Source organism: Mesorhizobium sp. CA15 (genome assembly GCF_020165215.1).
Lineage (GTDB): Bacteria > Pseudomonadota > Alphaproteobacteria > Rhizobiales > Rhizobiaceae > Mesorhizobium.
Genome location: NZ_JAIUHQ010000017.1, coordinates 1 through 20328, shown reverse-complemented (window position 1 = coordinate 20328; position 20328 = coordinate 1). Strand labels below are relative to the sequence as shown.

Sequence of the window (20328 nt, the reverse complement as noted above, 5' to 3'; positions counted from 1 at the left end):
TGGTTTTTGTTAGCCTTACGATGTAAGGTGTGTGGAAGATGAACCTTACAGTGTAAGTTGTCAAGCGCCATGGATGCACCGAGCAGAAAAAAGCGACCCCGCGGAAAACTCTCCCGCGAGATGATCGAGGACGCCGCCTTCGAGGTGATCGAGCGGGAAGGGCTTTCCGGCTTTTCGATGCGCAAGCTCGCCGCCAGGCTCGGCTGCGAAGCGATGAGCATCTATCACCACTTCCCCTCGCAGGCGCATCTCTACGAGGCGCTGGTTGACCGCCAGATGAGCGGGCTTGTAATCCCCGACGATAGGCTGCCCTGGCGCGAGCGGGCCCGCATCGGCATGCAGGAATTCCGGCGCGTCGCCACCGAGCACCCGGCCTTTGCGCCGTTCATCGTCGTCTACCGAATGAACTCGCCGCCCTGCCTCGCCAAGCTCAACGCCATCATCGGCCTGTTCGAGGATGGCGGCTTCGGCCCCGAGCTCAGCGCCCGCCTGTTCCGCGCCGCCGGCTACTATCTGATGGGCGCGATCCTCGACGAGACGGCCGGCTATGCCAAGGGGCCTTCGGCGGTCACCACCGTCAGCGACGAGGAGCTGGCGCGCGACTATCCGAGCGTCGTGAAGGCCGGCGCCTATTTCGGCGCCGCCGGCTTCGACAAGACTTTTGAGCTTGGCCTGGAAATGTTTCTGGACGAGATGGAGCGGGTCCGCGAAGCTGCGCGAAACGAACCCGCCAAAAAATAGCAGCGATCTCGCTCAGAAACCAAGGCTCTGAATGCGCTTCCTGTGTGTCCTTCTCCTCATCGCCGGTGCCGCCATCGGCATCTTCTATCCCTGGGCGATGAGCAATTTTTCCGGCCACCCCATCGGCACGTATCACGTCTATGAGGGCGGCCGCTTCCGGCCCGCCACCGTGCAACTTGCCGCAAGCGACGCTCCGGTAAGGGTGCTGGTCGACCTGACCGCGCGGGCCGAGCGCGTCGCGGGCCAGCAGCGCACGGTGCTGACGCTGACCGCAGCGCATGGCGGCCGTACGGTGCTGGCCTCGGCGCTCTCCTTCAACCACACGGACAATCCGCGCCAGGCCAGCCCGCAACTGCCCGACAAGATCTTTCGCGACGAGGCCGGCGTCATCGATAAGGTCGTGCCCGGTCCTTACCTCTTCACCGTCGGACCCGGCGATGCCGACGGCATCGCCATGCGCGCGGTCGATCTCATCCTGCGCGCGGACACCGGCTCGATCGACGAACGCGCGCGGCCGGCCGGCTATACGCTGATGGGCGTCGGCCTTGCCGGACTGGCGGTTTCGCTGGTCTTCGGGCGCCGCGGCGGCGGCCCGCAAAATCCCAATTCGCAACCGCCACCGCCGCGCTGGGGCCGCAACGGTTCGCCACGAGCATGATGGCTAAAAGTGTGAAGCGGTTCTCGCTCGACATCATGCTCTCTGAAGGTAAGCGCGCATGAACTATCGCCACGCCTACCACGCCGGCAATTTCGCCGATGTCGTCAAGCATGCCGTGCTCGCGCGCCTCGTCGAATATCTCAAGCAGAAGGACAAGGCTTTTCGCGTCATCGACACCCATGCCGGGATCGGCCGCTACAATCTTGCCTCGGTCGAGGCCGGCAAGACCGGCGAATGGCAGACCGGCATCGGCCGGCTGGTCGAGTCCGCGCTCGAGCCGCAAGCGGCGGCGCTGCTTCAGCCCTATCTGGAAGCGGTACGCGCGCGAAATCCCGACGGCGGCCTCAAGCATTATCCCGGCTCGCCGCTGATCGTGCGCCATCTCCTGCGCAGCCAGGACCGGCTGACGGCGATCGAGCTGCATCCCGAGGATGCCGCGCGGCTGAAATCGGTCTTTGCCGGCGATTTCCAGACAAGGGTGATCGAGCTCGACGGCTGGCTGGCGCTCGGCGCGCAACTGCCGCCGAAGGAAAAGCGCGGCCTCGTCCTCATCGATCCGCCCTTCGAGGAGGAGGGCGAGTTCTCCAGGCTCGTCGAAGGCCTGCAGAAGGCGCATCGGCGCTGGCCGGGCGGCATCTACGCGCTCTGGTACCCGATCAAGGACCGCAAGGCAGTTACCGCTTTCCGCACGGCGTTGACGGAGACCGGCATTCCGAAGCTGCTCGACATCGCCTTCGAGATCCGGCCCGCCTCGAACGAGCCCAGCCTCGACGGCAGCGGGCTGGTGGTGGCCAATCCGCCCTATACGCTGGAGAGCGAATTGAAGGTGCTGTTGCCGGCCCTCCACAAAGCGCTCGCCCTCCGGCAACCGTCGCGCTGGTCGCTCGAGTGGCTGGCGGGCGAGTAAGGCGACCGCATCGCCTAAGCCAGCGCCGTAGGCGTCACGCCGGTCAGCCGCCGGCTTTCGCGGATCAGATGCGCCTGGTCGGCGTAGCCGGCCTCGATGGCGAGCAGCGCGGTCGAGGCGTCGCCTTGCTGTCGTTGCAAGCGCCGGTACCGATGGAAGCGCAGGATGCGGTCGAGCGTCTTGGGGCCATAACCGAAGGCGTCCTCGAAGCGGCGTCGCAGCGTCCGTTCGCTCATATGCAGCTGGCGCTGCAGGAAGGGAACCAGCGGCGTTTCCGGCGGCAAACCTTTGTGAATGACGTCGAAGGCCCGGCCCATCTGCGGGTCGAGCGCATCGCGGCCTTCGGTGCGTATGCCGACCGTCTCTTCCAACTGCCGCAGCATGGCCGGCAGATCGCTCGCAGCCTTGATGCGATCCGACAGTTCGCGGGCACGCGTACCCCATAATTTCTGGAGATCGAGCCGCCCGCCGACGATTTCGCTGGCCGGCACGCCCAGCCAACCGGCGGCGGCGCCGGGCCGGAAGCGGAAGCCGACGATCACCGCGCCCGCGGCAGGCCGCTCGATCTGCGGCTCCTTGTCGGGGCCGGCCACGCGGAAGCGGCCGTCGATCCATTGCAGGTCGATCGTCGCATCCGGCGTGATGACGATGGGCGGAACGGCGCGGTTGTCCATGCGGTGGACCCAGACCGCGCAGAAGGCAGCGGCAAGGCCGCCAGCGACGGGCCGCTCGCGAAAGAAGCCGGTGGTCTGCGCCAGGACCGGTTCCATTCTCTCTCCGATCTGCTCCAGCGGGAGTTGCCGGATCGGTGTGACGGTCATTTTGGCCGAAATCTTCAAGGCCGGCCACGTCATCCATGGCAAAACGGACGCAACTTCACCGCGCTTCACGCGCTCTCAGACCGCATCCGTTTGCGGCTGTGGTCACGAATATAGAAAGGAGTGAGAGAAATGAAAGCTCGCATCACCGTATTGACGCTCGGCGTCGACGATCTGGAAGTGTCGCTCAAATTCTATCGCGACGGCCTCGGCCTGCCGACGGAAGGCATCATCGGCCGGGAATTCGAGCATGGCGCCGTCGCTTTCTTCGAACTCGCCGGCGGCTTGAAGTTCGCCATCTTCGAACGGTCCAGCATCGCCCATGACGCGACGGTGCCGCAGAGCGGCCGCAGCCCCACCGAGCTCACCATCGGCCACAATGTCGGCAGCGAGGCCGAGGTCGATGCCGTGATGGCCGAGGCCGTCAAGGCCGGCGCACGCGTGGTCAAGCCGGCGCAAAAGACTTTCTGGGGCGGCTATGCCGGCTATTTCCAGGATCCCGACGATCATCTGTGGGAGGTCGTCTACAACCCGGCCTTCATTCCGCTGGATTGAGCAAAGCGAAGCGCGTCGTCGAGAGAGGAGGCCATCATGCCCGTTCAATCCGTTCAAGCGCTTGGCGCTCTCCTCATCGGCGGCGTGTTCGTCTTCGCCGGCATCGAGCATTTCCTGAAATTCGGCGCGATGCGCGACTATCTGGCCGCGCAGAAATTTCCGGCTCCGGCCGTGATGCTGGCCGTCGGTTCGACGGTCGAGGTCGCTGCCGGTTTCCTGCTTGCCGTTGGCATAACTCGGCCCTTTGCCGCCGGTGCGCTCGCCACCTTCACGCTGGCGACGAACGTCATGCTGCTACGCTTCTGGGCCGTGGAGGAGCCCGCGAGGCAGGTCCTGCGCAACGCATTCCTGATCAACATTGCCGTCATCGGCGGGCTGCTGCTTGCCGGCACAGTTTAGGTTGGATGGGGTTTCAGGTCAGGCCGGCTGACCTGAATCTCCATGCAACCCAATTAGCCGGTGAAGTCTGGAACGAAGTTTTACGGAAACCATTGTTTTCGCAACCGCTTGACCGGCGCCAAGTGCTCCCGCACAGTGTGCGGAACCGACCTTGAGAGGCTGTCATGACTCGCTTCGCCAATTCCGCCCTTGCCGCGCTGATTTCGCTATGCACCCCGTTGGCCACATCGCTGGGCTTCAGCCAGGCAGCGCATGCCGCCGACCTATCCATCTACACCGAGGATGACGGCAGCGTCTGCGGCGAGGCCTGGGTGCTGAACAAGATCACCGACCGCTTCTCTTATCAGGTGCATCACGTGCCGCATCTGCCGGACGTCGCGATCACTGATTTCCGCAACATCCGCCAGCATCGTTATGAGCCGGCGAGCGATGAATGGCCGATCGGCCGCCACTATTGCCGCGCCACCGTCAACCTGACGGACGGCCGCGACCGTTCGATCTTCTACCTGATCGAGGAAGGCCAGGGCTTTGCCTCGATCGGCGACAATGTCGAATTCTGCGTCTCCGGCTTCGACCGGTGGCTGGTGTATAACGGCCGCTGCCGCGTGCTGCGATAATATTTTGCGGGCTGGTAGACATTGAGGTCGGCGCTCTACGGCGCCCCCCTCTGGCCTGCCGGCCTCTCCCCCACAAGAGGGGAGATTAGCGGCTTCGGCGTCCAGCTGCATTCTGCAGCCTTGGTGATTGGCGAAAGCCGGCGCGCCATCTGATTTCCCCCCTTGTGGGGAGATGGGGCGCTGTCCCGCCGACCTGTCGGAAGTTGGCTTCTGGTTTTCAGAGGTCGCCGCCGGAGCCATGCAAGCAGCTCCCGCTCACAGCCAGCTCCGCTGCCGATCACTCAGGCTGCCTTGTGGCCCGATACGTAAGCCTCGATCAGCTCGACCAGTTGCTTCTGCAATTCCGGCGCGTCGAGCATGTTGCGCCGTGCCGCGTTGTGGATCACGCCCTCGATCGCCGAGGAGAGCACGCGCGCCATCGTCTCGGTATCCTTGCGGCGCTTGCGATACTGCGCGACGGCAGCCGCATAATGTTCGAGATAGCGCGCCTGGAACGAGGCATGGGCGGCGCGCGAGCCGCGGTCGCCGGGCGCCTCGTCCAGCAGCACCTGGTGCAGCGTCGGATGGATCGAGTGCGCGCCGATCATGCCGCGCACCAGCTCGCGCGCGAATTGCCTGAGCGGCTTCTCGTCGGCCGCCGCTTCGCGAATCACCGACAGCACATGATCAAAGTGGCGGCGCCGAATCGCTTCGACCAGGGCGAGCTTGTCGGGGAAATATTGATAGAGCGAGCCGATGCTGACGCCCGCGGCCTCTGCCACCTTGTTGGTGGAAAAGCCTGCCCAGCCGAGCTCGCTCAAAACGTGAGCACCGGCTTCGATGATCGCCTCGACGGTGGCGATCGAACGCGCCTGGCGCGGCTGCTTGCGCATGCGTGCAGCCGGCTTTGCAACGCGAGTAGACATGCTGGCCCGTCTCCCGAGAATATAGACAGGATACTCACATTCAATTCACCAACGCAAATGGAGCGGCAAAGATGAGTGCCAAGACCTTGCTGAAGGACATGCTCGCCTACCAGGCCCGGGCGAACGACGAGCAGGTGGAGAAGCTTGCCGGGATGGATCCGTCTCGCGACGCCGGGGAACGCCATGCCGCGATCCGCCTGATGAACCATATCCATGTCGTGGCGCGGATTTTTGCCGCGCATCTGAAGGGCGTCGCCCATGGCTATGCGAGCGACAATACGCCGGACACGCCCGAGCCGCGCGCATTGCGCGCCGCCTTGGCCGAGATCGACGGCTGGTATCTCGACTATCTCGAAGCCGTTTCGGAGCAAAGGCTTGCCGATCCTGTCGCTTTCACCTTCACTGACGGCGACAGGGGCTGCATGACGAGGCAGGAGATGCTGATCCATATCGTATTGCACGGCAGCTACCATCGCGGCGAAATCGGCCGCATGCTGGCCGCCATCGCGCTCTCGCCGCCCTGGGACACCTACGCCGTCCATCTGCACCAGGCCGAGCCGGCGCGCCGCCTGCGGCGCGGACGCCACCCGGCGGGCGTTTGAATGCGGCGCGTGAATATGAGCTTTAAGCTCACTTTTAAGCGCCCAAGCTTTGGTCGTCGCATCTGGCCGGTTCGTCTGTAGATGTTTCTGCTGGACAAGATGAAGTCGACGTTCGGCGGCCTCTTGTCTATTATGAGCACTCTGCTCACATTGTGATGCAAGGTTATGCCGCTGGTCGATGGAGGATCGGGCGATAGAAGCCGCGCGAAAATCTGTGCGCCGGGCCGTCACTTCGAAAGTGATAGATTCGCTCACAATTTTTCCAGGAGATGCATCTTAAAGCGTTTTGTGTAACCAAAATTCAATAACTGAAAATCATTGTGTTGCTTCGCTGGCTAGACAGTCGCGAGTCAGATATGCATAGACACGCCGGGTCACTCACGACCATTGGCAAAACGCAAGGGGCATCGCATGGCAAAGACGACAACCAAGGCGCCGGCGGCGAAAGCGCCGGCAAAGAAGCCGGCAGCTAAGGCTGCCGCGAAACCTGCAGCAGTGAAGAAGGCAGCCGCACCGAAGGCAGCCGCCAAGGCCCCGGCCAAGGCAGCAGCGAAGCCGGCAGCGAAAGCTGCGGCCAAGCCCGCCGCCAAGAAGCCGGCAGCGAAGGCCGCGGCCAAGCCCGCCGTCAAGGCAGCGGCAAAGCCGGCGGCCAAGCCCGCCGCCAAGAAGCCGGCAGCGAAGGCTGCAGCCAAGCCCGCCGCCAAGGCTCCGATGAAGGCCGCCGCCGCCAAGGCACCGGCAGCCGTGAAGAAGGCAGCTCCGGCCAAGAAGCCGGCCGCCAAAAAGTAATCGCGCAGCTTCGCTCGCGAACCGCAACAGGTGAGGGCGGGTGCCACTCAGGCACCCCTCTCGCCAATTCGGTGTCACGGCGAGCGGAGTCGGAGCGCACGCTCCTCCTAAAGCTCTCGGAAATTTTGCTGCCAGGCAAAACTTCCGGGAGCTTTTTTGTTGCCGCGCCCGCTCGCCAAAACGCATTGGCCAAGCTGGATTGGCCTTGCTGGGCCGTTGCCCTGGAGATCCGTTCGGTCGACAGTGCCGCAGACAAACTGGAAAACCGATCATGCCGAAGCTGCTTTACGCGCCCACGTCTCCTTACAGTTCGAAGGTCCGCATGGCGGCTGCCTATGCCGGCATCGCTATCGATCTCGTGCCGGTCAAGACGGAGGACAAGCCGGCCGAGCTGATCTCGGCCAATCCGCTCGGCAAGATCCCGGTGCTGGTGCTGGAGGACGGCCGGTCGATCCATGACAGCCGCGCCATCACGCAACATCTCAACCGGCTGTCGAAGAATGCGCTGTTCCCCCGCAATCCCGACAAGCGGCTCGAAGCGGAAGTTCTCGAGGCGCTGGCCGACGGCATCTGCGACTGCGCGCTGTCGATGGTCTACGAACGGCGCACGCGTCCGGAAACGATGGTCTACCAGCCCTGGCTCGATCGCCAGTGGGCGAAGGTCACCGCCGCGCTCGACCTCATCAACGCCAACCCGCCGAAGCTGCCGAAGAAGATCACCGCCGGCCATATGGCGCTGCGCGCCTGCCTCGGCTACCTGGCGCTGCGCTTTCCCGGCCAATGGGAGAAGGGCCGCAGCCGGCTCGTGCGCTGGGCCGCGAGGTTTGATGAGAAGTTTCCGGAGCTGAAGGGCAGCGTGCCGGGGTGACGGCGGCGCCTCCTTCTCCCCTTGTGGGAGAAGGTGGATCGGCGCGCAGCGCCGAGACGGATGAGGGGTGTTGGACGGAGTGGGACTCTGGCGAACCCGGTGCCGTCCATCGCTGATGAATGCGTCAAGCTGGAGCACCCCTCATCCGTCCGAGCTTCGCTCGGCCACCTTCTCCCACAAGGGGAGAAGGGGAAGACCACCTTGAATCCCATTCTCTTCCATGCTTGCCTGACACCGCCCAAGTCGGAGTGGTGACATGGCAAAGCCCTCAACCAGCCTCGCGCCCGACCCTATGGTCGAGCGTCTGCGTGCGGCGCTCGACCGGCGCGCCTTCACCGAGCAGAAAATGTTCGGCGGCACCTGCTTCATGATCGACGGCAACATGCTGATCGGCACGTCGAAGCGCGGCTTGCTGGTGCGTGTAGGCAAGGCCGCGCATGCGGCCGCAGTCGCACGGCCCCATGCAAGCCCGATGGAAATGGGCGGCCGCTCGATGGAAGGTTATGTCCATGTCGCGCCGGAAGGCACAGCCACGGAGGCGGATCTCCGTGGCTGGCTCGGCCTTGCGCTGGCATTCGTCGAAACTTTGCCGCCGAAACCCGCCAAGGTCGCAAAGAAACGCGCGTAAGCCGCTCGTCGCATCGGCCTTGCGGACCGCGATTTGTCAGTGTTGTTGAGCTGGCCTCGAGGAACGCACGGCCAGGGGAGGAAGCAATGGCACTCAATGGGCATTGCATGTGCGGTGCTGTGGCCTGGACCTATTCAGGCGAGATCACGCGCAACCTGGTCTGTCACTGTACCGATTGTCAGCGGGCGACATCCGCCCCCTTCACGGCCTTTCTGGGAATGAGGCCGGACAGGCTGAGCTGGAGCGGCGACATCAGGCACTATGAAAGCAGCCCGAATACTTTTCGCGGTTTTTGCCCGTCCTGCGGCGCGAGGCTCTACTTCCGCTCCGACCGATGGCCTGCCGAGATCCATGTCCACGCCGCCACGCTGGACGATCCGGGCGAGTACCATGCGGATGCGCAAGTCATGATGCGCTCAAGAGCAAAATGGCTCGACCGGCTGCAGTCGATTCCAGTCCATGAGGATTTCCAGCAGGCGCCGTCGACCGTGACTCCCTGAAATGTGGGCGATACGGCTCGCGTGAAGTTTGTTGCCTGCTCGCTCAAACTTCTCGAAACCGGCAAGCTCCCGACAAGGGCAGGAGACAGGCTTGCAAACACAAAAAAAGCCGGGCTCAAGGCCCGGCTTTTTCGTGTCGTGGCTTCTACGACTTAGAACTTCATACCGACGCCGAAGGTGACGCGGTTGTCCTTCGACTTGACGTTGCCGAAGCCGTCAAAGTCCTTGTCGCCGTAGTCGGTGTAGCGGTACTCGACGCGACCGAACACGTTGTCCGTGATCTTGATGTCGGTGCCGACGCCGGCCGTCCAGCCGAGCATGGCCTTGCTGTCGCTAACTCCGGGAGCTTCCACCTTCTGGTTCTTGGCAGCGAGACCGCCAGTGCCATAGAGCAGGATTTCCGGGGTCACTGCATAGCCGAGGCGGGCGCGCAGCGAACCGTCGACACCGCCCTTGGCGCGGATGCCGGCGCTGTCGCCCTTGACGCCGTTGTAGCCGAGATCGGCTTCAGCACCGTAGACGAAGTTATCCTGCTGCCAGTTGTAGCCGCCGAACACGCCGCCGACGAAGCCCTTGGTCTTGACATCCGGACCGCCGGAGCGGAAGTCGGCATGCCCGCCGAAGCCGTAGCCCAGGCTGATACCGGCATAGGGGCCGGCCCAGGAAGCGACCGGAAGCTCCGCAACCGGGGCGGGAGCCGGCGGCTCTTCGGAAACGACGTCGGCCGCAAAGGCGGTGCCAGCAAAGGCGAACAGCCCGAGCGCAGCGGCAAGCGGCGCGAATTTGAGATTGGTCTTCATTGTTATACTCTCCTTAAGCCACAAGACACTTAGGCTTTTTTGTTCATGAAACGCCCCGGCCCGTCCGGGGGGATAAACGGGCTTGGCGCTCAACGGTTCCGAATGTCGTGCTGAAATGCGGCTGAAGCGAACCTGAACTTGGGTCATTCCCCGGCGCGAATAAGGCCGAAAGTTGACGTTGCATCTTCGCAACAGCGAATGTCAGCAGGCTAATCATGTTGCGCTGCACACCGCTTGGTTCAAGGGGTCCGGCGACATATATTGCCGTGAACGGCGCCCCGAATCCGATGGGGCGGAGGCGCGTCCGGGCCGCTTCGCCACATTCCTGCCCCAGGTGGAAATGGCATTTAACGCTTGGCCCGTCACATTGTGCCGGCTTCCCGGAATCGTGAAGCCGATTGAGGATTGACACCATGAGACAAGCCACGACCGTCGCGCTGGTGACGGGTGGAGCAAGGCGGATCGGCAAGGCGATCGTCGAGGATCTGGCCGCCAATGGCTTTGCGGTCGCCATCCACGCCAATCGCTCCGGCGACGAGGCCGAGGCGCTGGCGAAGAAGATCGTGGCCGATGGCGGCCGCGCTGCCGTTGTCGCCGCCGATCTCACCGACATGGATGCCGTGGGTGATCTTGTCGGTCGCGCGCAGGCGGCGCTCGGACCCGTCACGCTGCTGGTCAACAACGCTTCCTTGTTCGTCGACGATCGCGTCGAGGATTTCGACTGGCAGGCCTGGGATCGCCACTTCGCCATCCATGTGAAGGCGCCGGCGCTTTTGGCGCAGACCTTTGCACGCGCCCTGCCGCAAGGCGAGGAGGGGCTGATCGTCAACATCATCGACCAGCGCGTCTGGCGGCCGACGCCGCGCTATTTCTCCTATGCGCTGTCGAAATCAGCGCTGTGGACGCAAACCCAAATGCTTGCACAGGCGCTCGCACCGCGCATCCGCGTCAACGCCATAGGCCCCGGCCCGACACTGAAGAACAAGCGCCAGGACGACGACGATTTCGAAAGCCAGGTCGAGGGCCTGATCCTGAAGCGCGGCCCGCAATTGCCCGAATTCGGCGCCACGATCCGCTATCTGTGGCAGGCACGCTCGGTGACCGGCCAGATGATCGCGCTCGATGGCGGCCAGCATCTTGCGTGGCAGACGCCCGATGTGACAGGCATGGTGGAATGAGTCCCGTAGCCCAAAGAGACAAACGAAACGGCGCCGCCGACGATCTGCCGCCCAATATCGACCCCGAGATGGACGTTGAGGACGAGGCGACGGAGGAGATCGTCGAGGCCGAGCCTTTGCCGTCCGGCCCCGAGGTCGCCTTCACGGCCATCGACTGGACGCCGCATGCCGGCGACGCCGACGGCATGGTCGGCGCAGAGGTGATCCAGACCCTGGTCAAGCGGCTGCCCAACCAGCCCGGCGTCTATCGCATGATGAACGCCGCCGGCGACGTTCTCTATGTCGGCAAGGCGCGCAGCCTGAAGAAGCGCGTCACCAATTACGCGCAGGGGCGCTTCCACACCGCCCGCATCGGCCGCATGGTGCGCGAGACAGCGACAATGGAATTCGTCGTCACCCGCACCGAGATCGAGGCGCTGCTGCTCGAGGCCAACCTCATCAAGCGGCTGCGGCCCCGTTTCAACGTGCTGATGCGGGACGACAAGTCCTTCCCCTACATCCTGCTCACCGGCGACCATGTCTCGCCCGGCATCTACAAGCATCGCGGTGCGCGCTCGCGAAAAGGCGACTATTTCGGCCCCTTCGCTTCCGCCGGCGCCGTCGGGCGCACCATCAATTCGCTGCAGCGCGCCTTCCTGCTTCGAAGCTGCACCAACTCTTTCTACGAGAACCGCACAAGGCCGTGCCTGCTCTACCAGATCAAGCGCTGCGCCGGGCCTTGCACCGGCGAGGTCTCGCATCAGGGCTATGCCGAGCTGGTCGCCGAGGCCAAGGACTTTCTCTCCGGTCGCAGCCAGAAGGTGAAGACCGAAATCTCGGCCGCCATGCAGCAGGCCTCCGAAGAGCTCGATTTCGAGCGCGCCGCCATCTACCGCGACCGGCTTGCGGCGCTCTCGCATGTGCAGGCACATCAGGGCATCAACCCGCAGACGGTCGAGGAGGCCGACGTCTTCGCCATCCACCAGGAGGGCGGCCAGACCTGTATCCAGGTATTCTTCTTCCGCACCGGTCAGAATTGGGGCAACCGCGCCTATTTCCCCAAGGCCGATCCGGCGCTGGAGCCGGCGGAGGTGCTGGGCTCGTTCCTGGCGCAATTCTATGACGACAAACTGCCGGCGCGCACGCTGCTGCTTTCCCAGGCCGCGCAGGAACAGGAACTGCTCGCTGAGGCGCTCTCCACTCATGCCGGCCGCAAGATTACGATTTCGGTGCCGCAGCGCGGCGAGAAGAAGGAACTGACAGACCACGCGCTGCAGAACGCGCGCGAGGCGCTTGGCCGCAGGTTGGCCGAGACCTCGACGCAGGCGCGACTGCTCGCCGGTTTCGCCGAGACTTTCGGCCTGGCAAAGCCGCCGGTGCGCATCGAGGTCTACGACAACTCGCACATCATGGGTACCAACGCGGTCGGCGCCATGGTCGTCGCCGGACCGGAAGGTTTCGTGAAGAACCAGTACCGGAAATTCAACATCCGCTCCACCGAGATCACGCCGGGCGACGATTTCGGCATGATGCGCGAAGTGATGCAGCGGCGCTTTTCGCGGCTGCTCAAGGAGCATGGCGACGTCCAGCCCGGCTCGGCCGTCGAGGACGAAGCCGGCGAGGAGGATCTGGTCGCCGGCAATGGCGGCTTCCCGGCCTGGCCGGATGTTATCCTGATCGACGGCGGCCAGGGCCAGATGACGGCCGTGCGCCAGATTCTTGCCGATCTCGGCGTCGAGGACAGGGTGGTGGCCATCGGTATCGCCAAGGGTCCGGACCGCGACGCCGGCCGCGAGCGCTTCTTCGTCAAGGGCAGGGACTCTTTCATGCTGCCGGTGCGCGATCCGGTGCTCTATTTCGTCCAACGCCTGCGCGACGAGGTGCACCGTTTCGCCATCGGCTCCCACCGCGCCCGCCGCAAGAAGGAGATGGTCAAAAGCCCGCTTGACGAGATCGCCGGCATCGGTCCCGGCCGTAAGCGCGCGCTGCTCCACGCCTTCGGCACCGCCAAGGCGGTCAGCCGCGCCGCGGTCGAGGACCTTGTCAAGGTCGACGGCATTTCCGAGCACGTGGCGAAGCTGGTCTACAATCACTTCCACGAGAGCTGAGGGCTGGTCGCGAGCATTGAAAGGTTGACCAAGGCGTCGGTGTGGTGAGGGATGTTGCACCTTGGCGATTAGCTCAAACGCCCACCACGTCGTCATTCCAGGGCGGAGCAAGGAGCGCAGCGACGCGGCGCAGACCCTGGAATCCATTCCGTTACCTCTACGCGTTGCAGCGGTTCAGAAAACCTCCGTTCTGCTCCGTTGCAGTCCGCGCGAGGTCACGGAATGGATCCTCGGGTCTGCGCGTCCGCTTCGCTCCCGCTCCGCCCGTGGATGACGAAGTTGCTTAGGCTTCGCCAATCCCAACGTTGCAAGAAGAGTATACATCGAAGTTGCCAATCTCTGCCTCTGACGTGGAATGCCCAGACCAGAGCGGGTGCTTCACGCCGACCTTCACGCCATTTTTCCCTGGTCAATCGAATCTCGGCTGTTGACCCCCTACATTGGCTTCTGATTTGAGTACGTCTGGCGGTGGAGATTTCCCGAGACGACATGGCACAGCGCGCGTTCAACCTGCCGAACATCCTTACCTATGCCCGCATCATCGCGGTGCCGCTGGTCGTGCTGTGCTTTTTTCTTGAAGGCCACCTGAAGTCGTCCGACTTCGCCCGCTGGTCGGCGCTGGTCATTTTCCTGCTTGCCTCGATCACCGATTACTTTGACGGCTATTTCGCGCGCGCCTGGCAGCAGACCTCCAACATCGGCAAGATGCTCGACCCGATAGCCGACAAATTGCTGGTCGCCACCTGCCTGCTCCTGCTTGCCGCCGACACCGACCGCCATGGCGGCATCGCCGGCTGGTCGCTATGGGCGGCAATCATCATCCTGTGCCGCGAGATCCTGGTTTCGGGCCTGCGCGAATATCTGGCCGCCTTGAAGGTGTCGGTGCCGGTGACCCAGCTCGCCAAATGGAAGACCACCATACAGATGGTCGCCATCGCCTTCCTGCTGGTCGGCCCGGCCGGCGACAAGATCTTTCCGCTGACCACGCAGATCGGCCTCGTGCTGCTGTGGGTCGCGGCACTTGTCACGCTCTACACCGGCTACGACTATTTCCGCGCCGGCCTCAAGCACATCATGGACGAGTAGGAAGCGTGGATGTCGACGAAACTCATCTATTTCGCCTGGGTGCGCGAGCGGATCGGCAAGCCGGAAGAGGACGTCGACTTGCCTGCCGGCATCGAGACGGTCGCCGATCTGCTGCGCTGGCTGAAGTCGCGCGGCGAGGAGTATGAGAACGCGCTGCAATACCCTGACGTCATCCGCGTCGCCATCAACCAGGAGCATGTCGGCCATCGCGAGAAGATCGAAGGCGCGCGCGAGATCGCCCTGTTTCCGCCGATGACCGGGGGCTGACATGGCCGGCGCGGTCGTGCCTGCCATCCGCATCCAGCGCGAGGACTTCGACGTCGCCGCCGAGATCGCCGGCCTGGCCAAAGGCCGGACCGATATCGGCGCCGTGGTCACTTTTTCCGGCCTTTGCCGTGACGAACAGGGCGCGCTCTCGGCGCTCGAGCTCGAGCACTATCCCGGCATGGCGGAGGCCGAGATCGGCCGCATCGCCGCCGAGGCCGCCGGGCGCTGGCCCCTGCAGGGGCTCACCGTCATCCACCGCCACGGCAAGATAGCGCCGGGCGAGAATATCGTGCTGGTGGTCGCGGCCTCGTCGCACCGCCAGGCCGCCTTCGAGGCGGCGAATTTCCTGATGGACTACCTGAAATCGCGTGCCCCCTTCTGGAAGAAGGAACACCGCGCCGACGGCTCCGAGGGCGGTTGGGTCGAGGCCAAGGAAGCCGACGATCAAGCTGCGGAGCGCTGGAAGAAACAGGGCGAATAATGCATGTCGCCCAGAACTGTGCAGCGGTTCTGGGGCAACGACATGCATCAGAAAAAACTCCCGTTCGGCCATCGAACGACCGCAATCCTTCCCAAGCCTGCCGGGTGGTTTGATTTGCTTGGCGGGAGCAATCTCATGCTGGACCGCATCGCGGAATTCTTCATCTTCGGGCTGGTGCCGCTGGTGGTCGGCGTGCTTGCCGTGCCGGAAGCGACCAAGGCCGGCGAAAGGACGATCGCGGGCGAGGTGACCTACCGCGAGCGCATCGCGCTGCCGCCCGACGCCGTGCTCGTGGTCGAGCTTGCCGATGTCTCGCTGGCCGATGCACCGGCAACCGTGGTCGCTAGGCGCAGGATAGCGCCCACCGGCCAAGTGCCGATCAGGTTCGACATCGGTTTCGATCCCAAGGCGATCCAGAAGGGCCGGACCTATACGCTGCAGGCGCGTATTACCGTTGGCGAACGGCTGATGTTCACCGCTACAAGTCATCAGGTCGATCCGCTGGCGGGTAAGCCTCAGACGGTTCTGCTGAAAATGGCGCGCTGACGTCGCGCGCCGACCCCGACCGCGCAACTTTTGCGCCTGGACACCGTTTTCTCCGGAATAAACCAGCAACGCCGGGCGTTGACTTATGCAGATGGCGGGCAGGCAAGGGGACAATGTCCCTTCACTTAAGCCGCCAGACCGAATGCGCGGGCTCGATCTGGCCACTCAAAGGAGACCAGACATGAAAAAGCGCACGCTTATCCTCGCAGCCGCGGGTGTATCGCTGATTGCCCTTGCCGGCGTTGCCCGGGCGGACGATCATCTGTTCAATGCCGAGCAGCATGGCCTCAGCCCAGACAGCCAGCCGTTCCAGACCAACAAGGCCGGCCACAGCGGCGACCTTGCGCCTGGACAGGGCAGTCCGTTCACCGGTGAGGAGACGAAGACGCCGTCTACCGATACCGAGGCAGCGAACGCCCATGCGAATGTGAAAGACCGTCAGGCCAAATGACGTCTGCCCGCCGGGGGCCGGCGGGTTTAAGAGCAAGCCGCCCCAACCTCGTCATTCTATGGCGGAGCAAGGAGCGAAGCGACGCGCGCAGACCATAGAATCCATTCCGTGACTTGGCAGCGCCGCCACGGTGCAGAATTCTGTTCCGTTGCGATCCTTGGCGAAGGTGACGGCATGGATTCCAGGGTCTTCGCGACGGAGCTTCGCTCCTGCTCCGCCCTGGAATGACGATCGCGATGGGCGTCTCGGCCAATCTCCAACGCATGCCGCCTGCCAACGCAAACAGAGCCGACCGGTCAAAATCCCTGTGCAGTGCCACTAGCATTCCGGACCGTCTCAACCGTTCTGTCCGTCATTTAAGCACGTCGCAATTGACCGCGCTGTTGCGACCGCCTAGGTTCCCTCGAAAATGGGGATGGGGTTCCCCCGAAACCGCCCTTATGGGCTGATGACTCCTGCCAGGCGTGCTCTCGCGCGGCAGGATTTGTTTTTCCGCTTCGCTTCGTGCCTGTTCTTATGAAGTGATTCCGGCTTGGGATCGCGTTTGGAAAGGCTTTGAAGCGATGACCCTTGCGGCTTGCGCCCTGGTCCTGATCGGCGGTTTCTTCGGCGGCATTTCCCGCTTTTTCCTCTCCGGCGTGGTCGGCCGTTCCATCGGCGAGACCTTTCCCTGGGGTACATTGTTGGTCAATGTTTCCGGCGCCCTGGCCATCGGCGCCTTCGCCGGCGCGGCACGCTCGGTCGGCGGCGTCTTCGCCAGCGATCTCGTGCGCGACCTGATCGTCGTCGGCCTGTTCGGCGGCTACACCACGGTGTCGTCCTTCTGCCTACAGACGGTCAACCTTGCGGTCGACGGTGAGGGGCGGCTCGCCGCCTTCAACGTCGTCGCTTCGTCGGTGCTGTGCGTGCTGTTCGTCGCGCTCGGCTTTTGGGCGGTGGTCTGGGTGGCTGAGTCAGCCACCTGGGTAGTTGGCTCAACCACCGGGGCTATGGGCTGAGCGATGGTGGACAGACAGATGGCAATGCGACTTTATCTGGCGGTCGGCTGCGGCGCGGCGATCGGCTCGCTGGCCCGCTTCCTGTCGGGCTATGTCATCGTCTCGCTGCTCGGTCTGAACGCGCTGTGGTCGACCGCTTTCGTCAATGTCGTCGGCTCGTGGATCATCGTGGTTTTCGCCACGCTCACCGGGCCGGACGGCCGCATGATGGTCGGTCCCGCCAGTCGCAATTTCGTCATGGCGGGCTTCTGCGGTGGCCTCACCACCTTTTCAGCGATGAGCCTCGACACCTTCACTATGCTGTTCGAGGGCGACTTGCCGCTGGCCGCGACCTATCTCATCAGTGTGGTCGGCCTGTCGCTCGCCGCCGCGTGGCTGGGCTATCTCATGGCGTCCAGGCTCAACCGCCTGCCGGTCGACAGGCAGTCGGCCAATAGGTGATGGGCCAACACAGGTGACCAGGGAGAAGAGAACATGGAACTTCCCGCGCAATGCGCGCTGCTCAGGATATTCTTCGGCGAGGATGACAGGGCGGCCGACGGCAAGCCGCTGCATGAAGCAATCGTCATCAAGGCGCGCGAGACCGGCATGGCCGGCGCCACGGTGCTGAGGGGCCCACTCGGCTTCGGCCGCTCCAGCGTGCTGCACACCGCCAAGATTCTGCGCCTGTCGCAGGATTTGCCCATCGTCGTCGAGATCGTCGACGTGCCGGAGAAAATCGAGGCGCTGATCCCCGAGATCAAGGCACTGACCAGGACGAAGAGCTGCCTGATCACCCGGGAGAAGGTGGAAGTCATCCGCTACGGCGACGGGGACTGAACTCCCCGGCTCTCCACGTCACCGCCTCGGAGACGGCGGCCGATGGCCACTTCATCGAAGACACCGGCGGAAAACAGTCTCATCGCCTCTATCGCCAGGTCCGACGCCTCGGGACTGCCTAAGACGATGCCGCGCTCCTCGCAGACCTCGTCATAGATACGCTTCAACAGGACAAGATCGTCCGGATAGGCAAGGCCACTTTCAGAAACATGAGGCTTGATCATGCCTCCCTCCCTCGGTTCGGCGGAAGCGCGGCTCACAGCCGTCGACGCCCAGCGCTACTTTTGCCAATTTCGCTGAACCTAGGGCAGGCGGCGGATGTGACCACCCGTTGCAAACAAAAACGGCCCGCTGGAGCGGGCCGTTCCGTGAAACTCGAGCTTGCGCCTCAGCCGACGATCTCAGTGTCCGAGAACCAGTACTTGATCTCCTGCGCGGCGGTTTCGGGCGCGTCCGAGCCATGCACCGAATTCTCGCCGATCGACAGTGCATGGACCTTGCGGATGGTGCCCTCGGCGGCGTTCGCCGGATTGGTGGCGCCCATCACTTCGCGGTTCTTGGCGATGGCGTTCTCGCCCTCCAGCACCTGCACGATGGTCGGCGCCGACGACATGAATTCCACCAGCTCGCCGAAGAACGGGCGATCCTTGTGGACGGCGTAGAACCCTTCCGCCTCGCGGCGGCTCATCCACACGCGGCGCGATGCGATGACGCGCAGGCCGGCGTCTTCCAGCATTTTGGTGATGGCGCCCGTCAGGTTGCGCCTGGTCGCGTCCGGCTTGATCATGGAGAAGGTGCGTTCGATCGCCATAGGGTCGTCCTTGTTGTGGGAATGGAAATTGGAGTGGCGGGCTCTATACAAGCCGCCCGGCGGCTTGCCAAGGGGAGGCGGCTTCTGGTCAAGGCGAGCGCTTTGCGGGATAATTGGACGGCTGCGAACGCGCTGGACGCAGCTTGGAGCTGAGGCGATGAACTGGCCCTACCTCAGTCGCGGCGACATGGCGGGCATTGTCTTAGTGGCCGTGGTTCTTGCCTTGGCTGTCTTCGCCCTGCTGTTCTTTCCGCAGCGCGCGGAGCAGAATTTCGGCTTCGGCCCGGAATGGCAGTGCGTGCGCATGGAACAGGGCGATCCGATCTGCGTGAGGCTGGCCGACGGCAATGCGCCGAATGGGGACGCGCACGACAAGGACACGTCAAAGTAGACGCGAATGGCACTGCATAGGGATTTTGACCGGTCGGCTTCAGTCGGCTCTGATCTAAAGCTCGACCTCAATGGTCAGCGTCGGCGAATCCCCTGCCTTGAGACCTTCGCGCTGGCGCACCGAGGCCTTGACGGGCAACAGAAGGCTGCCGGACGCCTTGTCGGGAAAGAGCGATGTTTGCCACCTGGTCTTGCCGATCGCCGCCGTGATGCCGAGCGAGCCCCAAGGGCGCGCCAGCCCCGCCATCGCCGCCTTGATCCGTGCCGCGAACTCCACCGGTAGTGTCACGAAATGCCAGCCGCCCTTGCCCGGGTAGACCCAAATCTCGGCTCGCATCTCATAGCGCAACATGCCAGCCCCCAACACTCGCAGACTTCACGCCGCCGCCGCGACCTGCCGGCCGAGCCCGCCATGCAGGTCGAGACAGCGCTCGAACCAGCGGGCGATGCTGTCGCCGTCGTCGAGCAACCGGAAAGGCGAGGCGATGCGGCCCCATTGCAGCGCCCCGAACACGATGTAATCGGCAAACAGCGGCGCCTCGCCGCCGATGAAAGGCTGGTAGGCGAGGGTCGAGCGCAGCGGCTCCAGCGCAGCGCGGAAGGCCGGGAGCCCGGCATCGCGGTTGGCCACGACGTCTTCCAGGCGCTTGCCATAGCGCTGCTCGCGATTCTCGCGGAAATAGGCAGCGTTCGGTTCGTCCTGCATCGCATGCAGATCGGTCAGCGCCACCGTCGCGATGTAGGGGTGTATGGTGAGCTGCGACCAGCGCTCGATGAAGCGTGCCATCGCCTTGCCGCCTTCGCCGGAAAACAGCGTCGGCCGTTCCGGATAGGCTTCGTCGAGATAGAGCGCGATGGCGAAGGAATCGGCGACAACCCGCTCGCCGTCGCGGATCACCGGCACCGTCTTCGACACGCCGCCTTCGACTTTCGGCACCTCCAGGAAGCGCGTCGGCACGTCGGTGGCGGCAAGTCCCTTATGCGCCAGTGCCATCTTGGTCTTCCAGCAATGCGGGCTGAACGGGCGGGCGACGTCATGGCCGACGAGGTCATAGAGCAGAATGGTCATTGGCGGGTCCGTTGCTGCGGGTTACGAAGGGCCCGGATTCGGGTCAAGCCGGGTGGGAAGAATGAAGCAGCATTTCATGATGTTTGCGGCCTACAATCAATGGGCCAATGGCCGTCTCTATGATGCCGCCGCCGATCTTGCCGAAGAAGAGCTCGGTCGCGACGTCGGCGCCGTCTTCGGCTCGATGCTCGGCACGCTCAACCATCTGCTCGCAGTCGACCGCGTATGGATGAAGCGCTTCACCGGCGAGGGCGACGCGCCTTCGAACACCGCCGCCATGCTCTACCACGCCTTGCCGGCCCTGAGGCTGGCGCGCGAGGCCGAGGACAGGAGGATCGTCGACTGGGTGGGCGGGATG

30 protein-coding genes and 1 riboswitch are annotated in these 20328 nt (G+C 63.8%); of the genes, 23 read left to right on the top strand and 7 right to left on the bottom strand.

Features of this window, described 5'->3' with window-relative positions; all coding sequences use genetic code 11:
- Nucleotides 1–120: 120 nt before the first annotated feature.
- The 3 genes from LB515_RS23010 to LB515_RS23000 are packed head-to-tail and all read left to right on the top strand — an operon-like array spanning nt 121 to nt 2306.
- Complete coding sequence (locus LB515_RS23010; RefSeq protein WP_224605650.1) at nt 121–741, top strand: TetR/AcrR family transcriptional regulator; 621 nt, start codon at nt 121–123, stop codon at nt 739–741.
- Between the two features lie 31 nt (nt 742–772).
- Nucleotides 773–1399 carry a hypothetical protein gene (locus LB515_RS23005; protein ID WP_224709057.1) on the top strand — a complete coding sequence of 209 codons (627 nt, stop codon included), beginning with the start codon at nt 773–775 and terminating at the stop codon, nt 1397–1399.
- Between the two features lie 58 nt (nt 1400–1457).
- On the top strand, nt 1458–2306 hold the full coding sequence (locus LB515_RS23000) for a 23S rRNA (adenine(2030)-N(6))-methyltransferase RlmJ (RefSeq protein WP_224709056.1): 849 nt from the start codon (nt 1458–1460) through the stop codon (nt 2304–2306).
- A 14-nt stretch (nt 2307–2320) separates the two neighbouring features.
- On the opposite strand, the gene LB515_RS22995 is transcribed toward LB515_RS23000, so the two are convergent.
- On the bottom strand, nt 2321–3076 hold the full coding sequence (locus tag LB515_RS22995; RefSeq protein ID WP_224709055.1) for a helix-turn-helix domain-containing protein: 756 nt from the start codon (nt 3074–3076) through the stop codon (nt 2321–2323).
- A gap of 180 nt (nt 3077–3256) precedes the next feature.
- Between LB515_RS22995 and LB515_RS22990 the strand changes: the two genes are divergently transcribed.
- From LB515_RS22990 to LB515_RS22980, 3 genes are all read left to right on the top strand, one after another.
- On the top strand, nt 3257–3679 hold the full coding sequence (locus tag LB515_RS22990; protein ID WP_140842309.1) for a VOC family protein: 423 nt from the start codon (nt 3257–3259) through the stop codon (nt 3677–3679).
- A gap of 36 nt (nt 3680–3715) precedes the next feature.
- Entirely contained in the window at nt 3716–4078 is a 363-nt protein-coding gene (locus LB515_RS22985; RefSeq protein ID WP_224709054.1) for a DoxX family protein, read from the top strand.
- Nucleotides 4079–4242: 164 nt separating this feature from the next.
- The gene (locus tag LB515_RS22980) at nt 4243–4695 is read left to right on the top strand and encodes a hypothetical protein (RefSeq protein WP_224709053.1); all 453 of its coding nucleotides are present in this window, start codon (nt 4243–4245) and stop codon (nt 4693–4695) included.
- Between the two features lie 281 nt (nt 4696–4976).
- Here LB515_RS22980 and LB515_RS22975 read toward each other — a convergent pair whose 3' ends face one another.
- Entirely contained in the window at nt 4977–5567 is a 591-nt protein-coding gene (locus LB515_RS22975) for a TetR/AcrR family transcriptional regulator (protein ID WP_095767038.1), read from the bottom strand.
- A gap of 104 nt (nt 5568–5671) precedes the next feature.
- On the opposite strand from LB515_RS22975, the gene LB515_RS22970 reads away from it, so the two are divergent.
- The 5 genes from LB515_RS22970 to LB515_RS22950 all read left to right on the top strand — a co-directional run bounded on the left by LB515_RS22970 (nt 5672) and on the right by LB515_RS22950 (nt 8987).
- Entirely contained in the window at nt 5672–6202 is a 531-nt protein-coding gene (locus tag LB515_RS22970) for a DinB family protein (protein WP_224709052.1), read from the top strand.
- Nucleotides 6203–6613: 411 nt separating this feature from the next.
- A complete protein-coding gene (locus LB515_RS22965; protein ID WP_181174787.1) occupies nt 6614–6991 on the top strand; it encodes a hypothetical protein in 378 nt (125 codons plus the stop codon).
- Nucleotides 6992–7262: 271 nt separating this feature from the next.
- Nucleotides 7263–7859, top strand: coding sequence for a glutathione S-transferase (locus LB515_RS22960; RefSeq protein WP_224709051.1), 597 nt, complete (start codon nt 7263–7265; stop codon nt 7857–7859).
- A gap of 256 nt (nt 7860–8115) precedes the next feature.
- Nucleotides 8116–8487 (top strand): TfoX/Sxy family protein, encoded by a 372-nt coding sequence (locus LB515_RS22955; RefSeq protein WP_224524943.1) that lies wholly within the window; start codon nt 8116–8118, stop codon nt 8485–8487.
- Nucleotides 8488–8573: 86 nt separating this feature from the next.
- Complete coding sequence (locus tag LB515_RS22950) at nt 8574–8987, top strand: GFA family protein (RefSeq protein WP_224709050.1); 414 nt, start codon at nt 8574–8576, stop codon at nt 8985–8987.
- Between the two features lie 152 nt (nt 8988–9139).
- Here LB515_RS22950 and LB515_RS22945 read toward each other — a convergent pair whose 3' ends face one another.
- On the bottom strand, nt 9140–9787 hold the full coding sequence (locus LB515_RS22945; protein ID WP_224524939.1) for an outer membrane protein: 648 nt from the start codon (nt 9785–9787) through the stop codon (nt 9140–9142).
- A gap of 413 nt (nt 9788–10200) precedes the next feature.
- Between LB515_RS22945 and LB515_RS22940 the strand changes: the two genes are divergently transcribed.
- The 10 genes from LB515_RS22940 (at nt 10201) to LB515_RS22895 (ending at nt 17700) form a co-directional block, all read left to right on the top strand.
- Complete coding sequence (locus LB515_RS22940; protein ID WP_224709049.1) at nt 10201–10965, top strand: SDR family oxidoreductase; 765 nt, start codon at nt 10201–10203, stop codon at nt 10963–10965.
- Nucleotides 10962–13052, top strand: coding sequence for an excinuclease ABC subunit UvrC (gene uvrC / locus LB515_RS22935; RefSeq protein WP_224709048.1), 2091 nt, complete (start codon nt 10962–10964; stop codon nt 13050–13052). Before LB515_RS22940 ends, uvrC begins: the two co-directional genes overlap by 4 nt.
- A 489-nt stretch (nt 13053–13541) precedes the next feature.
- Complete coding sequence (gene pgsA / locus LB515_RS22930) at nt 13542–14138, top strand: CDP-diacylglycerol--glycerol-3-phosphate 3-phosphatidyltransferase (RefSeq protein ID WP_095767046.1); 597 nt, start codon at nt 13542–13544, stop codon at nt 14136–14138.
- A 9-nt stretch (nt 14139–14147) separates the two neighbouring features.
- Complete coding sequence (gene moaD, locus LB515_RS22925) at nt 14148–14405, top strand: molybdopterin converting factor subunit 1 (protein WP_095767047.1); 258 nt, start codon at nt 14148–14150, stop codon at nt 14403–14405.
- Nucleotide 14406: 1 nt separating this feature from the next.
- The gene (locus tag LB515_RS22920) at nt 14407–14886 is read left to right on the top strand and encodes a molybdenum cofactor biosynthesis protein MoaE (RefSeq protein WP_095767048.1); all 480 of its coding nucleotides are present in this window, start codon (nt 14407–14409) and stop codon (nt 14884–14886) included.
- 135 nt (nt 14887–15021) lie between these two features.
- A complete protein-coding gene (locus tag LB515_RS22915; RefSeq protein ID WP_224709047.1) occupies nt 15022–15432 on the top strand; it encodes a YbaY family lipoprotein in 411 nt (136 codons plus the stop codon).
- 181 nt (nt 15433–15613) lie between these two features.
- The gene (locus tag LB515_RS22910) at nt 15614–15883 is read left to right on the top strand and encodes a hypothetical protein (RefSeq protein ID WP_224709046.1); all 270 of its coding nucleotides are present in this window, start codon (nt 15614–15616) and stop codon (nt 15881–15883) included.
- A 402-nt stretch (nt 15884–16285) separates the two neighbouring features.
- A riboswitch (Fluoride riboswitch) is annotated at nt 16286–16348 on the top strand.
- Between the two features lie 98 nt (nt 16349–16446).
- The gene (gene crcB / locus LB515_RS22905) at nt 16447–16881 is read left to right on the top strand and encodes a fluoride efflux transporter CrcB (RefSeq protein WP_224606993.1); all 435 of its coding nucleotides are present in this window, start codon (nt 16447–16449) and stop codon (nt 16879–16881) included.
- 18 nt (nt 16882–16899) lie between these two features.
- The gene (gene crcB, locus LB515_RS22900; protein ID WP_224638324.1) at nt 16900–17322 is read left to right on the top strand and encodes a fluoride efflux transporter CrcB; all 423 of its coding nucleotides are present in this window, start codon (nt 16900–16902) and stop codon (nt 17320–17322) included.
- Between the two features lie 33 nt (nt 17323–17355).
- Complete coding sequence (locus LB515_RS22895) at nt 17356–17700, top strand: DUF190 domain-containing protein (RefSeq protein WP_224709045.1); 345 nt, start codon at nt 17356–17358, stop codon at nt 17698–17700.
- Here the strand turns inward: LB515_RS22895 and LB515_RS22890 are convergent.
- Both LB515_RS22890 and ndk read right to left on the bottom strand, forming a co-directional pair.
- Nucleotides 17682–17924, bottom strand: a complete 243-nt coding sequence (locus LB515_RS22890; protein WP_224605697.1) for a hypothetical protein — start codon at nt 17922–17924, stop codon at nt 17682–17684. The genes LB515_RS22895 and LB515_RS22890 overlap by 19 nt on opposite strands.
- A gap of 164 nt (nt 17925–18088) precedes the next feature.
- Nucleotides 18089–18511, bottom strand: coding sequence for a nucleoside-diphosphate kinase (ndk, locus tag LB515_RS22885; RefSeq protein WP_027165590.1), 423 nt, complete (start codon nt 18509–18511; stop codon nt 18089–18091).
- A gap of 157 nt (nt 18512–18668) precedes the next feature.
- Between ndk and LB515_RS22880 the strand changes: the two genes are divergently transcribed.
- Nucleotides 18669–18902 carry a hypothetical protein gene (locus tag LB515_RS22880; RefSeq protein WP_224709044.1) on the top strand — a complete coding sequence of 78 codons (234 nt, stop codon included), beginning with the start codon at nt 18669–18671 and terminating at the stop codon, nt 18900–18902.
- A 54-nt stretch (nt 18903–18956) separates the two neighbouring features.
- Here the strand turns inward: LB515_RS22880 and LB515_RS22875 are convergent, their stop codons facing one another.
- Both LB515_RS22875 and LB515_RS22870 read right to left on the bottom strand, forming a co-directional pair.
- On the bottom strand, nt 18957–19253 hold the full coding sequence (locus LB515_RS22875) for a DUF1905 domain-containing protein (protein WP_140540923.1): 297 nt from the start codon (nt 19251–19253) through the stop codon (nt 18957–18959).
- 24 nt (nt 19254–19277) lie between these two features.
- Nucleotides 19278–19970 (bottom strand): glutathione S-transferase family protein, encoded by a 693-nt coding sequence (locus LB515_RS22870; RefSeq protein ID WP_224709043.1) that lies wholly within the window; start codon nt 19968–19970, stop codon nt 19278–19280.
- Nucleotides 19971–20031: 61 nt separating this feature from the next.
- Between LB515_RS22870 and LB515_RS22865 the strand changes: the two genes are divergently transcribed.
- On the top strand, nt 20032–20328 hold a 297-nt coding region (locus LB515_RS22865; protein WP_224709042.1), incomplete at its 3' end, for a DinB family protein.

Bases quoted from the DNA above. Each gene is read 5' to 3' on its own strand.
- crcB (WP_224638324.1), top strand. From the start codon at position 16,900: ATGGCAATGCGACTTTATCTGGCGGTCGGCTGCGGCGCGGCGATCGGC.
- LB515_RS22965 (WP_181174787.1), top strand. From the start codon at position 6,614: ATGGCAAAGACGACAACCAAGGCGCCGGCGGCGAAAGCGCCGGCAAAG.
- LB515_RS22985 (WP_224709054.1), top strand. From the start codon at position 3,716: ATGCCCGTTCAATCCGTTCAAGCGCTTGGCGCTCTCCTCATCGGCGGC.
- pgsA (WP_095767046.1), top strand. From the start codon at position 13,542: ATGGCACAGCGCGCGTTCAACCTGCCGAACATCCTTACCTATGCCCGC.
- LB515_RS22940 (WP_224709049.1), top strand. From the start codon at position 10,201: ATGAGACAAGCCACGACCGTCGCGCTGGTGACGGGTGGAGCAAGGCGG.
- LB515_RS23010 (WP_224605650.1), top strand. From the start codon at position 121: ATGATCGAGGACGCCGCCTTCGAGGTGATCGAGCGGGAAGGGCTTTCC.
- moaD (WP_095767047.1), top strand. From the start codon at position 14,148: ATGTCGACGAAACTCATCTATTTCGCCTGGGTGCGCGAGCGGATCGGC.
- LB515_RS23005 (WP_224709057.1), top strand. From the start codon at position 773: ATGCGCTTCCTGTGTGTCCTTCTCCTCATCGCCGGTGCCGCCATCGGC.
- LB515_RS22890 (WP_224605697.1), bottom strand. From the start codon at position 17,924: ATGATCAAGCCTCATGTTTCTGAAAGTGGCCTTGCCTATCCGGACGAT.
- LB515_RS22870 (WP_224709043.1), bottom strand. From the start codon at position 19,970: ATGACCATTCTGCTCTATGACCTCGTCGGCCATGACGTCGCCCGCCCG.
- LB515_RS22910 (WP_224709046.1), top strand. From the start codon at position 15,614: ATGAAAAAGCGCACGCTTATCCTCGCAGCCGCGGGTGTATCGCTGATT.
- LB515_RS22875 (WP_140540923.1), bottom strand. From the start codon at position 19,253: ATGTTGCGCTATGAGATGCGAGCCGAGATTTGGGTCTACCCGGGCAAG.
- crcB (WP_224606993.1), top strand. From the start codon at position 16,447: ATGACCCTTGCGGCTTGCGCCCTGGTCCTGATCGGCGGTTTCTTCGGC.
- uvrC (WP_224709048.1), top strand. From the start codon at position 10,962: ATGAGTCCCGTAGCCCAAAGAGACAAACGAAACGGCGCCGCCGACGAT.
- LB515_RS22950 (WP_224709050.1), top strand. From the start codon at position 8,574: ATGGCACTCAATGGGCATTGCATGTGCGGTGCTGTGGCCTGGACCTAT.
- ndk (WP_027165590.1), bottom strand. From the start codon at position 18,511: ATGGCGATCGAACGCACCTTCTCCATGATCAAGCCGGACGCGACCAGG.
- LB515_RS22945 (WP_224524939.1), bottom strand. From the start codon at position 9,787: ATGAAGACCAATCTCAAATTCGCGCCGCTTGCCGCTGCGCTCGGGCTG.
- LB515_RS22995 (WP_224709055.1), bottom strand. From the start codon at position 3,076: ATGGAACCGGTCCTGGCGCAGACCACCGGCTTCTTTCGCGAGCGGCCC.
- LB515_RS22920 (WP_095767048.1), top strand. From the start codon at position 14,407: ATGGCCGGCGCGGTCGTGCCTGCCATCCGCATCCAGCGCGAGGACTTC.
- LB515_RS22975 (WP_095767038.1), bottom strand. From the start codon at position 5,567: ATGCGCAAGCAGCCGCGCCAGGCGCGTTCGATCGCCACCGTCGAGGCG.
- LB515_RS22960 (WP_224709051.1), top strand. From the start codon at position 7,263: ATGCCGAAGCTGCTTTACGCGCCCACGTCTCCTTACAGTTCGAAGGTC.
- LB515_RS23000 (WP_224709056.1), top strand. From the start codon at position 1,458: ATGAACTATCGCCACGCCTACCACGCCGGCAATTTCGCCGATGTCGTC.
- LB515_RS22895 (WP_224709045.1), top strand. From the start codon at position 17,356: ATGGAACTTCCCGCGCAATGCGCGCTGCTCAGGATATTCTTCGGCGAG.
- LB515_RS22970 (WP_224709052.1), top strand. From the start codon at position 5,672: ATGAGTGCCAAGACCTTGCTGAAGGACATGCTCGCCTACCAGGCCCGG.
- LB515_RS22980 (WP_224709053.1), top strand. From the start codon at position 4,243: ATGACTCGCTTCGCCAATTCCGCCCTTGCCGCGCTGATTTCGCTATGC.
- LB515_RS22955 (WP_224524943.1), top strand. From the start codon at position 8,116: ATGGCAAAGCCCTCAACCAGCCTCGCGCCCGACCCTATGGTCGAGCGT.
- LB515_RS22880 (WP_224709044.1), top strand. From the start codon at position 18,669: ATGAACTGGCCCTACCTCAGTCGCGGCGACATGGCGGGCATTGTCTTA.
- LB515_RS22990 (WP_140842309.1), top strand. From the start codon at position 3,257: ATGAAAGCTCGCATCACCGTATTGACGCTCGGCGTCGACGATCTGGAA.
- LB515_RS22915 (WP_224709047.1), top strand. From the start codon at position 15,022: ATGCTGGACCGCATCGCGGAATTCTTCATCTTCGGGCTGGTGCCGCTG.